Genomic DNA, 14,734 nt, shown 5'->3' with positions numbered 1-14,734 from the left:
AACAACTCTCACCTGCCGTTCGGGCGTATCGGAAGGGGATTCGGTCCGGGCCACCCTGATAGGGGAAATCTCCCGGAGATTGCCCAGGGGAATCCCCCAGGGGAATCCCCAGCGGAATGCCCAGGGAGCCCTAAGGGTTGCGTTGCCGCCGCGTCCTCCACACCCACCCAACCCACGCAAAAGGCGCCGATCCCAATGAGACCGGCACCTTTCGGAGTTACCGCGGGCTTCAGATGTGGGCTGCTCCCGCGCCCGCTTCCGCGTTGTCGCCGCGTTTGGTGAGCACCGCGACCAGCGAGGCGACCACCGCGACGGCACCGGCGGTGAGGAAGGCGACGTGCATGCCCGACATGAAGGTGTCGTGCACGACGCCGCCGATCCGCTCGATCACGGCGGGCTCGACCTGCTGCGCGGCGAGTTCCTTGGCCGGTACGGTGCCGACCTCCGCGGCCTGTTCGAGGCCCGGGGGCGGCGCACCGGGCAGCCCGGAGTCCTTCCAGTTGCCCGCGAGGTCGGAGTTGACCGTGCTGGACATGACGGCGCCGAGGACCGCGGTGCCGAGCGCGCCGCCGACCTGCATGCCCGCCTGCTGGAGGCCACCGGCGACGCCGGAGAGCTCCATCGGGGCGTTGCCGACGATGACTTCGGTGGCGCCGACCATGACCGGGGCGAGGCCGAGGCCGAGCAGCGCGAACCACAGGGACATCGGCAGCGTCGCGGTGTCCGTGGTGAGCGTGGTCATCCCGAACATCGCGGCGGCCGTGCACACCATGCCGCCGACCAGCGGGATCCGCGGCCCGAACTTGGTGATCAGGGCGCCCGCGAGCGGCGAGGAGACGATCATCATGGCCGTCAGCGGCAGCAGGTGCAGTCCGCTCTCGATCGGGCTCATGCGGTGCACGCCCTGCAGATAGAACGTCACGAAGAACAGCCCGCCCATGAAGGCGAAGGCCATCAGGACCATCAGGACGACGCCTGCGGAGAGCGGCACGGAGCGGAACATCCTGAGCGGTATCAGGGGCTCCTTGACCCGGGTCTCCCAGAAGGCGAAGACGGCGAAGGAGAGCAGCGCGGCGCCGAGGAAGATCCAGGTGTTCCGGCCGCCCCAGCCCCAGGAGTCACCGGCCTTGATGATCGCCCATATCAGGAAGAACATCGCGCCGGAGAGCAGCACGATGCCGGGGATGTCGAAGGACCGCGGCGCGTTCTCGGCGCGGTGGTCGCGCAGGATCGTGAGGCCCAGGACGAGCGCGAGGACACCCACCGGCACGTTGATGAAGAACACCGACTGCCAGCTGACGTGTTCGACGAGCACACCGCCGAGGATCGGGCCGCCCGCGGTGGAGGCGCCGATGACCATGCCCCAGATGCCGATCGCCATGTTGAGCTTCTCGGCCGGGAAGGTGGCGCGCAGCAGGCCGAGCGCGGCCGGCATGAGCAGGGCGCCGCAGAGGCCCTGAAGGACCCGGAAGACGATCAGGAACTCGACGGAGTCGGAGAGTCCGATGGCGCCGGAGGCGGCGCCGAAGCCGACGACGCCTATGAGGAACGTCTGGCGGTGGCCGAAGCGGTCACCGAGCTTGCCCGCGGTGATCAGCGCGACGGCGAGGGCGAGCAGATACGCGTTGGTTATCCACTGCACCTGCGCGAGCGTGGCGTTGAGATCGGTGCGGATGACCGGGTTGGCGACGGCCACGATGGTGCCGTCGAGGGCCACCATCATGACGCCGATCGCGACGGTGAAGAGCGTCAGCCAGGGGTGGCCGCGGAGCCCCCTGGCCGGTGCCGCTGCGGACGGGGCCGAGGGCCGGTCCGGGGCCTGGTCCGCCTGGTCGACGGTGGTCTGGGTAGTCATACGAAGGAGGCTAATGACAGCCGCTGACACTTGACAAACAGATTCACTAGTCGGTAACTGTCACGTCGCTCACAGGTAGGGTGAGCCGCTCGAACGGCAGCAAGACGACAGAGGAGGCCGCGGTGTCGCTGCGCGAGCGCAAGAAGCGGCGCACCCGTGACGCCCTGCTGCGCGCGGCGCTCGAGCTCTTCACCACGCAGGGGTACGAGCAGACGACCGTGGACGAGATCGTCGATGCCGTCGACGTCTCGCAGCGCACCTTCTTCCGCTACTTCGCGGGCAAGGAGGAGACCGCTTTCGCGGTCCAGGACATGGTGGAGGCGCGGTTCGTCGAAACCCTCCGCGCGCGCCCCCGCGAGGAGGGTCCCTTCGAGGCGCTGCGCCGCGGCGTCCTGGAGTCCTGGGACACCATCGGGGAGGCCATCCAGGAGGTCATCCCGCTCGAACTGCACATGCGGGCCTACCAGATGATCGAGTCCACGCCCGCGCTGGTCGCCGTCCATCTGCGCCGCACCATCGAGAGGGAGGAGGAGGTCGCGCGGATCATCGCGGAGCGCGAGGGGCTCGATATCGACGCCGACCCGCGGCCCCGGATCGCCGTCGCCGCCTTCGGTGGGGTGATGCGCCTGACCGGACGGCTCTGGGGTGCGGGCGACGACTTCTCCGTGGACGCGATGCGCCGCCTGACCGAGACGTATCTGGACCACCTGGGGCCCTCGCTCGTGGCGGACTGGCGCGCGACCGGACGGCCCGAGATCGACCGGTCAGGCACGGAGAGCGACAACTCCGCACCATAGGTGAGGGTTTTGTACTGGTTTCTTCCCGGGGAACGTGATCTCCCCCACCCTCCGCACTGAGGCGACGGCCGGTCTCCTAGGGTGGTCGGCAGTGAATTCCTTCGACTCCACCCCCACACTCAACGTCTGGCGCGCGCTCCTCGCCCTCGCCGTCGTGTTCGTGATGCTGACAGCAACCGGATGGACCGCGCTGCGCCACCACAAGGGCGAGTCGTCCCCGATCGAGGCGGCCGTTACGGCCTGGAAGCACGCGAGCCTGGACGGCCACGCGCTTCCGGACCCGGAGGCGTCGTCATCCGGGCGCATCGCCCGGTTCTTCGCCGCCCTGAAGCCGCACCAGCAGGAAGACCTTGCCCGCCGCCATCCGCTCGTCGTCGGCAACCTGGCCGGGGCGCCGCTCGCGCTGCGCTACACCGCCAACAAGTACGCCCTCGCCGAGGCCCGCAAGGTGGAGGAGCAGCGGGTACGCGACAAGGGGCTCACCGACGAGGGGCACCGCGAGGCCGTCCGGCGCATGCACCGCTTCGGCGTCCTGATGGATCCCGAGCGGCAGGTGCTCGCCTTCGATCCGACCGGCCACGGCCGGGTGGCCGAGGTCTTCGGTGATCTTCAGCGCGCCCAGCGGGTCTCGATCGTGGTCCCCGGAGTCGACACCAACCTGCTGACGTACCAGAAGACTTTCGGCAAGTACACGGCCCCGCGCGGCATGGCCCTGGCGCTCTACAACGAGCAGCGCAAGCAGCAGCCGGGCGCCCATGACGCCGTGATCGCGTGGGCCGACTACACCACGCCCTCCGGAGTCGGCATGGACGCGGCCACCGCCAAGCGCGCCATCGACGGCGCCGAGCGGCTCAACACCCTGGTCCGCTCGCTGCCCGGCCGCTCCGAGGTGGCGCTCAACTGCCACAGCTACGGCTCGGTGGTGTGCGGCGTCGCCGCCCGCGAACTCCCGTCCCGCGTCACGGACATCGCGGTCGCGGGCAGCCCCGGCATGCGCGCCGAGACGGTGCAGGGCCTCGGCACCCACGCCCGGGTCTGGGCCATGCGGGACGCCGATGACTGGATCGGGGACATCCCGCACCTGGAGGTCGGCGGGCTCGGACACGGCGCCGACCCGGTGTCGCCGTCCTTCGGGGCCCGCGTGATGTCGGCCAAGCGCGCCGACGGCCACGGCGGGTACTTCCACCCCGGCACCGAGAGCCTGCGCAACTTCGCGCGCATCGGCGTCGGCGCGTACACCGAGGTGAGCTGCGCGGACGGGGCCACGAGCTGCCGGACCTGACCGGAATCCAGCGACCGCGGCAGCACCGCGGACCCGGCCCGGAGCCACGGCTTCCGGTGGCCGAAACCATACGGCGACCAGGACGCGCGTAGAAGTCCGGCCTGTCCGGGAAACCACAGGGATTGCATCGAGGGGGGACTTACGCGCGCGTGCCGCATACGATGAGCCGCATGGGTGACGTACTGGCCGGATTTCATGCCGCCTGGGAGTTCGACTCGGACTCCGTGCTCATCCGCTTCGAACGGGGGATCAGGACACCGAAGCTCTTCCAGGCGCTCGGTGAACGCCGCATCCCCCACGAGGCGTTGGCGGCTTTGACTCTGACTCCCGGAAAACGCGGGACGGTGGTGCTGCATGCCGTCCCGAGACCCGGCGCCGACCCGCTGATGGAGGCGGCGGCCGGACAACTGAAGGACGGCGCCGACCCGTACCGCCTGGTGCTGCCCGCCGAGCGCGAGACCCTCGCCGAGTACTACGCGGACGAGCTCACGGCACGCCTCGGCCCCGCCTCCCAGGCGGACGACTTCCTGGTGGCGGCGCCCGAGGGTCCGCTCCAGTTCAAGGCGTACGACGCGAAGGCGACGTTCGACGGCACATCGGTGTCGTACCGCTGGTTCTGGACCGGCGCGTCCTCCGCCAAGTGGAAGGCCGGTGACCAGACTTTCCCGGTCGCGGACCTGGAAGGCATCGAGTGGCGCTCCCCCGAGGTGTTCGACGGCTATCTGCGCCTGCTTCGCCGCGGTACGGGGTGCGGGGAGCCGCAGCCCGCGCAGGCCGACCAGGACCCGGCTGCCGTCGTGTTCGGGCTCGGGTACGGGCCGGTGCACGAGTCGCTGCCGTTCGCGGCGGCGGTGCTTGCGGCGGTGCGGCGGGCCGGTCCCGCGCGGGAGCTTGTGGTCCGGTCAGGGGGGCGGCGGGACCCGGCCGACATCGCGGATCGGATCCGGCACTTGGGGGAACTGCATCAGGCGGGGTTGCTGACGGACGAGGAGTTCACGTCCAAGAAGTCGGAGCTGCTGGCGGAGTTGTGAGCGCCGGGGGTCTATCTCCCCGGTCCCGCACCTTCCGGTAACCGGGGGCCTGCGGCCCCCAGGCCCGCCCCGCCTTTACCGCGCTGAAGGCGCTCGTCCTCGAACGCCGGAGGGGCTTGAGACAAGCACCGGACGGGCTTCGGCAGTCATACCCAGGTATCAGCCCACACTGCCCACCCCGGTATGACGGCGACCACCGGATGCTCTGCCTACGCTGGCCAGGTCATGAAATCCACGCCCGCGCCGCCCGACGGCGACACCCCCCGGGAGCACCCCGCCCGCAGGCTGCTGCGCCGTGCGGGCGCCGTGCGCCTGCCCCCGCTCCCGCGTGAAGAGCTGCGGGAGCTCGGGCTTGCGCTCACCACGCCCGCCGGACCCCGCGAAGTGCCGCTCGCCCATGCCCGGAGGGCGTGGGTGCGGTATCTGCCGTACGTCGTCGTGTTCGGGTGCGTCGCCTCGCTGCTGCCCGTCACCGTGACCGTGCTCGCGCAGGACTACCGCGTCGGCGGCGCCATCGCCGGAGCGCTCGCCACCGCGCAGACCGCGCCGCTGCTGCTCGCCCTGACCCGGCCGCTGTACGCCTGGTGGATCATCTTCGCCGCGGACGTGCTCGGCGGTTTCGCGCTGCTCGGCGCGGACACGGCGGGGCGACCATGGCCGTGGCCGCCCATGGTCGTCGTCGGGTACCTGATCCTCATGGTGCTGCTCGCGGTGCGTGAGTCACGGCGCACGCTCATCGCCGTGTGGCTCACCACCGGGTTCGCGGGTGCCGTCTTCGGGATGATGCCGGGGGGCCGCAGCGACGGCGTGCAGGTGCTGCTCTTCGTGCTGAGCGGCATCGTGCTCGTTCTCACGTACGCGCTGCGGGCCCGCGGCGATGCGCAGCGGCGGCTGATCGAGCAGGAGACCATCAGTGAGGCCGAGCGCGCCCACCGTACGCTCCTGGAGGAACGCACCCGGATCGCCCGTGAGTTGCACGATGTCGTCGCGCACCACATGTCCGTGATCACGGTGCAGGCGGACTCCGCCCCGTACCGCATCGAGGGCCTGCCCGAGCAGGCGCGCGAGGAGTTCGGGAGCATCGCGGCCAGTGCCCGCGAGTCGCTCACCGAGATGCGCCGCCTCCTTTCGGTGCTGCGCAGCGAGGACGCACAGGGCGAACGGGCACCGCAGCCCGGCCTTGACAAGATCCAGCAGCTCGTGGAGGCGACCATACGGGCCGGGGTTCCTGCCCAACTCGCCCTCGACCCCGTGCTCGTCGACGAGGACGACAGTTCGGGCTACGGCATCCGCGTGCCACAGGCCGTAAGCCTGTCCGCGTACCGGATCGTGCAGGAGGCCCTGGCCAATGTCGTGCGGCACGCGCCCGGGGCGCCCACCGAGGTGTCCGTAAGCGCCATGGACGAGGGCACCGACCTGACGGTGCTCGTCATCAACGGCCCACCCGCCGAGCCTCCGGCGCCTCTGGAGACCGGGGGCACCGGGCACGGCCTCGTCGGCATGCGCGAGCGCGTACGGTTGACCGGCGGCTACCTCGATGTCGGGCCGCTGCCCGATGGCGGCTTCCGGGTCGTGGCGCGACTGCCGCTGCGCCCCGAGGACATCCCGTGACCCGTACGAACCGTACGGCCCGTGCACGCCGTACGACCTGCCCGAAAGGCGCCTCGTGACCATCCGTGTGCTCATCGTCGACGACCAGGCCATGGTGCGGGCGGGCTTCGCGGCGCTGCTCTCCGCGCAGAGCGATATCGACGTGGTCGGCGAGGCCCCCGACGGCAAGCAGGGCGTCGAAGTCAGCCGGAACACCCACCCCGACGTGGTCCTCATGGACGTCCGCATGCCCGAGATGGACGGGCTCGCCGCGGCCCGCGCGCTGCTCGACCCGCCGGTCGGCGTGGTGCACCGGCCGAAGGTCCTGATGCTGACCACGTTCGACGTCGACGACTATGTGTACGAGGCGCTGCGGGCCGGGGCCTCCGGGTTTCTGCTCAAGGACGCGCCGCCCGCGGACCTCATCGCGGCCGTGCGCGTGGTCGCCTCCGGAGAGGCACTGCTCGCGCCGTCGGTGACCCGGCGCCTGATCGCGGACTTCGCGAAGCAGCGGCCCGCGCCACGGCGCAAGGACCGCTCGGTGCGGCTCAACGGGCTGACGCCGCGCGAGACCGAGGTCCTCGAGCTGATCGCCCGCGGCCTGTCCAACCAGGAGATCGCCGAGCGGCTCGTGCTCGCCGAGCAGACCGTGAAGACCCATATCGGGCGGGTGCTCGCCAAGTTGAACCTGCGGGACCGGGCACAGGCGGTGGTCTTCGCATACGAGTCGGGACTCGTATCGCCCGGGGACGCGGGCTGACAGGCGAGGTAGGGACAGCCCTACCCCGGACCGGTGGGTGGCCGGTCGTCCACCCCCTACCCCGGTATCACTCCGTACTTGGCTCCTCGGTGTGACGTTCGGTCACCCACCGTCTTCCTACCTTCTCGCCGTCAACGCAACTGGCGGAGAGAAGGAGTCGGGCCATGGGCATGCGCCTTAAGGCTTGGAGGACGCGCGGCCGGAGGTCGCTCGTCGCGGCGGTGCTCACCGGGACCGTGGTCGCCGGTACGGCGGGCTGGGCCGTGGGCAACGAGCAGCAGCCGGTCACCGGACCCGTGCCGGGCGTGAGTTCGTGGCGGGCCGACCGAGGCCTGGACCGCGAGCTGCCCGACCCGGCGTCCGCCTCGCCCACCCAAGTGACCTCGTTCTTCGGCTCGTTGGACCCCACTGAGCAGCGGGAACTGGCCGAGCGGCACCCGCTGGTCGTCGGCAACCTGGACGGCGCGCCGGTCGCACTGCGGTACACCGCCAACCGGCAGGCCCTCACCGAGGAGCGGGCCAAGCAGCGGACCAGGGCCGCGGATCCGACGCTGCCCGCACCGGACCGCAAGGCCGCCGAGGAACGCGCCCACCGATACGACACATTGCTGGCGGGCGGCAGGCAGATACTCGCCTTCGACCCGCGCGAGCGCGGCCAAGTGGCCGAGGTGTACGGCGACTTGGCGAAGGCCCGGCACGTGTCCGTGATCGTTCCCGGCTCGGACATCGACCTCGGCAACTTCGACCGTACGAAGAACCGGTACGGCACCCCGACCGGCATGGCCCGCTCCCTGTACGACGCCACGGACCACCGCACCGCGGTGATCGCCTGGGTCGGCTACACCACGCCGGTCGGGCTCGGCCCGGACGCCGCCACCGGGCGGCTCGCGGAGGCGGGTGCCCCGCGTCTGGCCCGCTTCGTACAGGGCCTTCGGGCGGCGGGCGGCCCGGCCCCGGCGCTCTTCTGCCACAGCTACGGCTCGGTGGTCTGCGGCCTGGCCGCGCCCGAACTGCCCGCGAGCGACCTGGTGGTGTCCGGGTCGCCCGGGATGCACGCGGACGACGTCACGGAGCTGCACACCTCGGCGCGGGTGTGGGCGGCACGCGACGCCGGGGACTGGATCGACTCCATACCGAACGTGGAGCTGTTCGGCCTCGGCCACGGCACCGACCCCACGGACCCGTCCTTCGGCGCCCGGCGCGTCCCGGCCACGCGGGCGGACGGCCACACCGGGTACTTCGTACCGGGAACGGATTCGCTGCACGTGTTCGCCCGGATCGCTACGGGGGAGGCGGCATGAGCACCAACACCGCCTCGGCTGCGGGTCGTTCGCGGCCTGCCGTCGGGTCGGACACGGGAGGCGCGCTGCGTGCGGCCGCCACCACCGCCTCGGGTACGGCAGGTGCGCTCCGTAAGACCGCCGCCGCCATCGACGCCCGCACCCCCGCCCATCGGGACCGCGCCATCGACGGGCTGCGGGCCCTGGCCCTGCTCGCCGTGCCGCTCGGGCACTGGATGCTCGGCGGGTTCACGCTCGACGGGCAGGGCGGGCTGCACAATGCCAGCCCGCTGTCCGCGTTCGGGTTCCTCGCCCCGCTGAGCTGGGTGCTTCAGATGCTCGGGATCTTCTTCCTGGTAGGCGGGTACGCGTCGGTCCTCTCCTACCGCCGCGCGCTCGGTCGGGGCGAGTCGGCGGGGGCGTGGCTGCGCGGGCGTGTGGTGCGGCTCGGGCGGCCGGTGCTCGGAGTGACGGCCGTGTGGGCCGCGCTGATACCGGTGCTTTCCGCGCTCGGGGTGCCGGAGGCGACGCTGCGGACCGGGGCCACCCTGGTCATCCAGCCATTGTGGTTCGTGGGGGTCTACACCCTGATCACCGCCCTCACGCCGTACTGCGTGCGCGCGGCGGAGCGGCTCGGGGCGTGGGCCGCGGCACCGCTGCTCGGCACGGTCACCGTCGTCGACTTCCTGCGCTACGGGCCGTACGCGGACGCCATACCGTCCTGGATCAGCGTGCTCGCCATCCTGCCGGGCTGGATGTTCGCGTACCAACTGGGCGTCTGCTGGGGCGAGAAGAGGCTGGGGCGGCGCGCCGCATGGCTGCTTCTGACCGGCGGGGCCGTCCTCTTCGCCGTGCTCCTGGTTGTCTTCCACTACCCGGCGTCGATGGTCGGGGTGCCCGGTCAGGCCCGTACCAACTCGCATCCGCCGTCGCTGCTGGTGCTCGCCCTCGCGGCGGCGCAGAGCGGCGCGGCGATGCTGTTGCGGGAGCGGCTGGGGCGGCTGCTTCGCCGCCCGGTCCTGTGGGCGCCGGTCGTGGTGGTCAACCTGTGCGCGATGACGATTCTGTGCTGGCACCAGACGGCGATGTTCGCCACGGCGACGGTGGGTGCGGTGGCGGGTGGGGCGGGTACGGTGCCGGGGCTCACCGCGGCGCCGGACACGCTGGGGTGGATCGGGGTGCGGGTGCTGTGGCTGCCGGTGTTCGCGGTGCTGTTGGTGGGGATCGGGCGGTATGCGCGGGGGTTCGACGGTCCGTGGCGGCTCGGCGGGCGGGCGTCGGGGGTGTGGCGGGCCGCCGCCGGGGTGCTCGCGGCGGCCTTCGCCGTGTTCGCGCTCAGGCTTGCTTGAGGGCGGGGCGCGGGGCCGAGGAGTTCCCTCCCCAGCCCCGGCCTTGGGCTACTCCCGCCCCGCCGAAGCGAACCTCATGTCGGCATACCGGTCTCCGGCCACCTGCCCGGCGATCGGCTCCAGGAGGGCCAACTCCTGCTCGGTCAGGGTCAGTCGGGTCGCCGCCGTGTTCTCCTCCACGCGGGTGCGCTTGCGCGTACCGGGGATCGGGACCACGGGGAGGTCGTGCACCTCGGCCTGCTGGTGCACCCAGGCGAGCGCGATCTGGCCGAGGCTCACGCCGCGGTCCGTGGCCACCTTGCGCATCGGCTCCAGGAGCGCGGCGTTCGCGGCGGCGTTGTCGCCGTTGAAGCGCGGCATGGTGCGGCGGTTGTCGCTCTCGCTCAGTTCGCTGGTGGCGTTGGTGAATGCGCCGGTCAGGAAGCCGCGGCCGAGCGGCGAGTACGGCACGAACGTGACGCCGAGCTCCTTGACCGCGGGCACCACACCCGCCTCCACGTCCCGGCTGAAGACCGACCATTCCGACTGCACGGCGGCGATCGGGTGCACGGCGTGCGCGGCGCGCAGCTCGGGCCCGGTGACCTCGCTCAGGCCCAGCTGCTTGACCTTGCCCTCGGCGACGAGCTCGGCCATGACGCCGACGGTCTCCTCGATGGGGACGTTCACGTCGCGCCGGTGCATGTAGTAGAGGTCGATCACGTCGACGCCGAGGCGGCTCAGGCTGCCCTCGATGCACTGACGGATGTACGCGGGGTCGTTGCTGATGCCGCGCTTGGCCGGGTCGTCGGGGTCGAGGACGATGCCGAACTTGGTGGCGAGGACGATCTCGTCGCGGTGCGCCCGCACGAAGGGCGCGATGAACTTCTCGTTCTCGCCCATCCCGTACATGTCCGCGGTGTCATAGAGCGTGACGCCCAGTTCGAGCGCCCGCTCCAGGGTGGCGCGCGCCTCGTCGCCGTCCGTGGGCCCGTACGCGAAGCTCATCCCCATGCAGCCGAGGCCCTGCACACCGACCTCGGGCCCGCCGGTTCCCAGGGAGGTCTTCGCGATCTGTTGCGTGTTCGTGGTCGTGCTCATCAGGCTCAAGCCCTCTCCGACGCCCGCTGGGCGCCCCCATAAATATCGATCTTGTAGTCGAGTACGGCGAGGGTGCCCTGGAGTTCCGCGATCCGCGCGAGGACGTCGCCGCGCGTCCGCTCCAGAAGCTCCCGCCGCTGCTCGAAGGTGTGCGCGCCCTGCCGTACGAGCTCGGCGTAGCGGACCATGTCCGCGACCGGCATGCCGGTCAGGCGCAGCTTGCCGACGAGGGAGAGCCAGTCCAGGTCCCGGTTGCTGAACCGCCGTTGGCCCGTGTGCGACCGGTCCACGTGCGGCATCAGGCCGATCCGCTCGTACCAGCGCAGGGTGTGCGCCGAGAGCCCGGTGAACTCCGCGACTTCGCTGATGGTGTACCGGTCCTGCCCGTCGGGCCGCGGGTGCGGCCGCGGCTCGTCGCCGCACGCCTCGGGCTTCTCGGTCCCCGCCATGCGCGGTTCCACCTGCACAGGAGTGCTCTCCGTCACCGTCATGCCCCCCACGCTAGGACCTTGGAGCGCACTCCAAGCAAGCGAATACCCGAACCTTCTCCGGCACCCCGGGGCGACACAGGCCGAGGCCGTGCCCGGCGGATCTCGTCGCCTGCGGGACCCTTTTCGCCTGCCCGCTCCTTCCCACAACTGGGGCTCCGCCCCAGACCCTTGGGATCCAGGGGCGAAACCCTCGTGGGGGGCTGGGGCCGCAGGCTCCCGACGGCCGGATCCCGCGATGCGGCTCACGTTCCAGGACAGAAGCAGGGTCCTTTAGGGTCGTACGCATGCAGAGCCTCGCGTTGATCGAGAACTGGCCCGTGGGCACCGCGGCCGCCGCCGTCGTCCGTGCGGACGGCAGTATCGCCGGGACGTACGGCCCCACCGGGCACCGTTTCCCGCTCGCCTCCGTGACGAAGCCGCTCGCGGCGTACGCCGCCCTGGTCGCGTACGAGGAAGGTGCGGTCGATCTGGACGAGCCGGCCGGGCCCGAGGGCGCCACGGTGCGGCATCTGCTCGCCCACACCAGCGGGCTCGCCTTCGACGAGCACAAGGTGATGGCCCCGCCCGGCACCCGCCGCCTCTACTCGAACGCGGGCTTCGAGGTGCTTGGCGACCACATCGCGAAGGCCACGGACATTCCGTTCCCGGAGTATCTGCGCCAGGCCGTCTTCGAGCCGCTCGGGATGACGGATTCGGTCCTTGACGGGTCGCCCGCGAAGGACGGCGTCTCGACCGTCGCCGATCTCGCGAAGTTCGCGGCCGAGGTGCAGGCGCCGCGGCTGCTCGACGCGCGCACCGTGCTCGCCGCGATGACGGTCACGTACCGCGGCGCCTCCGGGATCCTGCCGGGCTACGGGCACCAGAAGAACAACGACTGGGGGCTCGGATTCGAGATCCGGGACCACAAGGCGCCGCACTGGACCGGCAGTTCGTCCTCGCCCCGGACCTTTGGGCATTTCGGGCAGAGTGGGACGTTTCTCTGGGTCGACCCGGATGCGGGTGCGGCCTGCGTCGCGCTCGCCGATCGGGCCTTCGGGCCGTGGGCGATCGACGCCTGGCCGGTCTTCACGGATGCGGTGCTGGCCGAGCTCAAGGGCTAGACCGGGCCAGATCGGGCCGGACAGAGCTGGACGGGGCTAGAGCGGCGGGGTCCAGGGCTCCGGCAGCTCCCAGATCAGGGCCTCCGTGTCCGTGCGCGCCGCCAGCTCGAGGCCCTGCTCGCGGGTGATGCGGGCCGCGTCTCCGGCGCCCAACTCCTCGCCGTCCAGGCCCACTTCACCGCGTACGACATGGACGTACGCGAACGCCGCGTCCGGCACCGCCGTCCGCTCCCCCGCCGCCAGGCGGCGCACGTGCAGCATCGCACCGGCCTCCGCGACCTCGTACGGCGTGGAGTCGGCGATGCCGTGCACCACCTCGTAGGCCGGGTCGCCGCCCGGGGTGAGCGGGGCCAGCCACATCTGCACGAAGATCAGCGGGGCCGTGCCGTCGTTGCGTTCCACGTGCCGGACCCCGCCGCCCGCGCTCAGGCGCTGGACGTCGCCGGGGCGGACCAGGGTCTCGCGGCCGGTGGAGTCGCGGTGGGTGAGCTCGCCCTCGACGACCCACGTGACGATCTCGGTGTGGCTGTGCGGGTGCTCGTCGAAGCCCGCGCCGGGGCCGAGCCGCTCCTCGTTGACCGCGAGCACCGGGCCGAAGCGGAGGTTGTCGGGGTCGTAGTGCGGGCCGAAGGAGAAGGAGTGCAGGGACTCGATGCCGGCCGCGGGCTCTCCGCCGCGGAATCGCTCCGCGGAACGCCGTACGTCAATCACGTCCCTACGGTAGGGCCTTCCTCCGCATCACGTGTCCGTACCGTCGGCTCGGCGGCCGCACCTGGGGGCCGCCCCCACACCCCCTCTTTTCGCACTGAACGCGCTCGTCCCCAATCGCCGGACAGGCTCACATGGTGACCCGCCGCCCCGCCGCACCGTCCCGATAAGGCAGTCTTGTCCACGTGCCCGAACCCGAATCCACGCAGCCGTCACGTCCCGAACCCCACCACCCCGCCCGTCCCGCGCACCCGCACTCGGCGACCCTGAAGCGCCTGGAGCAGTCGTCCGGCAGTCTGGCCGCGCAGGCCATCGCGCGGATGGACGAGACGCTGCCCTGGTACCGGGCGATGCCCCCGGAGAACCGCTCCTGGATCGGCCTGGTCGCGCAGGCCGGTATCGCCGCGTTCACCGAATGGTTCCGGCACCCCGAGACCCCGCAGGCCATCTCCACGGACGTCTTCGGCACCGCGCCGCGCGAGCTGACCCGGGCGATCACGCTGCGGCAGACCGTCGAAATGGTGCGTACCACGATCGAGGTCATGGAGTCCGCGATCGAGGAGGTCGCGGCGCCGGGCGACGAGTCCGTGCTGCGCGAGGCGCTCCTCGTCTACGCGCGGGAGATCGCCTTCGCCACCGCCCAGGTGTACGCGCAGGCCGCCGAGGCCCGGGGCGCCTGGGACGCCCGGCTCGAGTCGCTGGTCGTGAACGCCGTGCTCTCCGGTGAGGCCGACGAAGGGGCCGTGTCGCGGGCTGCCGCGCTCGGCTGGAACTCGCCCGAACATGTCTGCGTCGTCCTCGGCACCGCCCCGGACGGCGACAGCGAGTTGACCGTCGAGGCCATCCGGCGGGCGTCACGGCACGCCAAACTCCAGGTGCTGACCGGGGTCCTCGGCAGTCGGCTCGTCGTCATCGCGGGCGGCAGCGACAATCCGCTGGCCGTCGCCAAGGCGCTGATCGGGCCGTTCGCGCCCGGTCCTGTGGTCGCCGGGCCCGTGGTGCCCGATCTGCTCGCCGCCACCCGGTCCGCGCAGGCCGCGGCCGCCGGGCTCAAGGCGTGCGCGGCCTGGCAGGACGCCCCGCGCCCGGTACTCGCGGACGATCTTCTTCCGGAACGCGCCATCGCCGCCGACCCGGCGGCCCGCGAGCAGCTGGTGGAGGAGATCTACAGACCACTGGAAGAGGCCGGGTCCGCACTCCTGGAGACGTTGAGCGTCTATCTGGAACAGGCGAGCAGCCTCGAAGGGGCGGCACGGATGCTGTTCGTTCACCCCAACACCGTGCGCTACCGGCTCCGACGTGTGACGGACGTCACCGGATGGTCGCCTTCCGATGTACGCTCCGCGTTCACACTGCGCATCGCTTTGATTCTGGGGCGTCTGGCCGACGGAGAAACGCAGACCTAGACTTTTGT

General features: G+C 71.4%; 13 protein-coding genes. 9 read left to right on the top strand and 4 right to left on the bottom strand.

The annotated features are described in order from the left end of the window. Positions 1-229 precede the first annotated feature (229 nt). Complete coding sequence (locus ACWD10_RS31300) at positions 230-1,855, bottom strand: MFS transporter (RefSeq protein ID WP_451097033.1); 1,626 nt, start codon at positions 1,853-1,855, stop codon at positions 230-232. A gap of 80 nt (positions 1,856-1,935) precedes the next feature. Here ACWD10_RS31300 and ACWD10_RS31295 point away from each other — a divergent pair, with 80 nt between their 5' ends. The 7 genes from ACWD10_RS31295 (at position 1,936) to ACWD10_RS31265 (ending at position 9,944) form a co-directional block, all read left to right on the top strand. After that, positions 1,936-2,652 (top strand): TetR/AcrR family transcriptional regulator, encoded by a 717-nt coding sequence (locus ACWD10_RS31295; protein WP_451097032.1) that lies wholly within the window; start codon positions 1,936-1,938, stop codon positions 2,650-2,652. Positions 2,653-2,743: 91 nt separating this feature from the next. Next, a complete protein-coding gene (locus ACWD10_RS31290) occupies positions 2,744-3,934 on the top strand; it encodes an alpha/beta hydrolase (RefSeq protein WP_451097031.1) in 1,191 nt (396 codons plus the stop codon). Between the two features lie 170 nt (positions 3,935-4,104). Continuing rightward, positions 4,105-4,965, top strand: coding sequence for a DUF4429 domain-containing protein (locus ACWD10_RS31285; protein WP_451097030.1), 861 nt, complete (start codon positions 4,105-4,107; stop codon positions 4,963-4,965). A 225-nt stretch (positions 4,966-5,190) separates the two neighbouring features. Next, complete coding sequence (locus tag ACWD10_RS31280; protein WP_451097029.1) at positions 5,191-6,576, top strand: sensor histidine kinase; 1,386 nt, start codon at positions 5,191-5,193, stop codon at positions 6,574-6,576. A 55-nt stretch (positions 6,577-6,631) separates the two neighbouring features. After that, positions 6,632-7,315 (top strand): response regulator, encoded by a 684-nt coding sequence (locus ACWD10_RS31275; protein WP_451097028.1) that lies wholly within the window; start codon positions 6,632-6,634, stop codon positions 7,313-7,315. A 170-nt stretch (positions 7,316-7,485) separates the two neighbouring features. After that, a complete protein-coding gene (locus ACWD10_RS31270) occupies positions 7,486-8,616 on the top strand; it encodes an alpha/beta hydrolase (protein WP_451097076.1) in 1,131 nt (376 codons plus the stop codon). Beyond that, positions 8,613-9,944, top strand: coding sequence for an acyltransferase family protein (locus ACWD10_RS31265; protein WP_451097027.1), 1,332 nt, complete (start codon positions 8,613-8,615; stop codon positions 9,942-9,944). The genes ACWD10_RS31270 and ACWD10_RS31265 overlap by 4 nt, the downstream gene beginning before the upstream one ends. Before the next feature lie 48 nt (positions 9,945-9,992). On the opposite strand, the gene ACWD10_RS31260 is transcribed toward ACWD10_RS31265, so the two are convergent. Continuing rightward, positions 9,993-11,021 (bottom strand): aldo/keto reductase, encoded by a 1,029-nt coding sequence (locus ACWD10_RS31260; RefSeq protein WP_451097026.1) that lies wholly within the window; start codon positions 11,019-11,021, stop codon positions 9,993-9,995. A gap of 5 nt (positions 11,022-11,026) precedes the next feature. Next, on the bottom strand, positions 11,027-11,512 hold the full coding sequence (locus ACWD10_RS31255) for a MerR family transcriptional regulator (RefSeq protein ID WP_451097025.1): 486 nt from the start codon (positions 11,510-11,512) through the stop codon (positions 11,027-11,029). Positions 11,513-11,796: 284 nt separating this feature from the next. On the opposite strand from ACWD10_RS31255, the gene ACWD10_RS31250 reads away from it, so the two are divergent. Next, positions 11,797-12,612: a serine hydrolase domain-containing protein gene (locus tag ACWD10_RS31250; protein ID WP_451097024.1), complete on the top strand. Its 816-nt coding sequence runs from the start codon at positions 11,797-11,799 to the stop codon at positions 12,610-12,612. 36 nt (positions 12,613-12,648) lie between these two features. On the opposite strand, the gene ACWD10_RS31245 is transcribed toward ACWD10_RS31250, so the two are convergent. Continuing rightward, a complete protein-coding gene (locus tag ACWD10_RS31245; RefSeq protein ID WP_451097023.1) occupies positions 12,649-13,323 on the bottom strand; it encodes a pirin family protein in 675 nt (224 codons plus the stop codon). A 182-nt stretch (positions 13,324-13,505) separates the two neighbouring features. Here ACWD10_RS31245 and ACWD10_RS31240 point away from each other — a divergent pair, with 182 nt between their 5' ends. Beyond that, a complete protein-coding gene (locus tag ACWD10_RS31240; RefSeq protein ID WP_451097022.1) occupies positions 13,506-14,726 on the top strand; it encodes a PucR family transcriptional regulator in 1,221 nt (406 codons plus the stop codon). Positions 14,727-14,734 lie beyond the last annotated feature (8 nt).

The organism is Streptomyces sp. NPDC002851, from assembly GCF_053591935.1.
The sequence above is the reverse complement of the archived record's forward strand: the minus strand, read 5'-3'. Positions and strand labels throughout refer to the sequence as shown.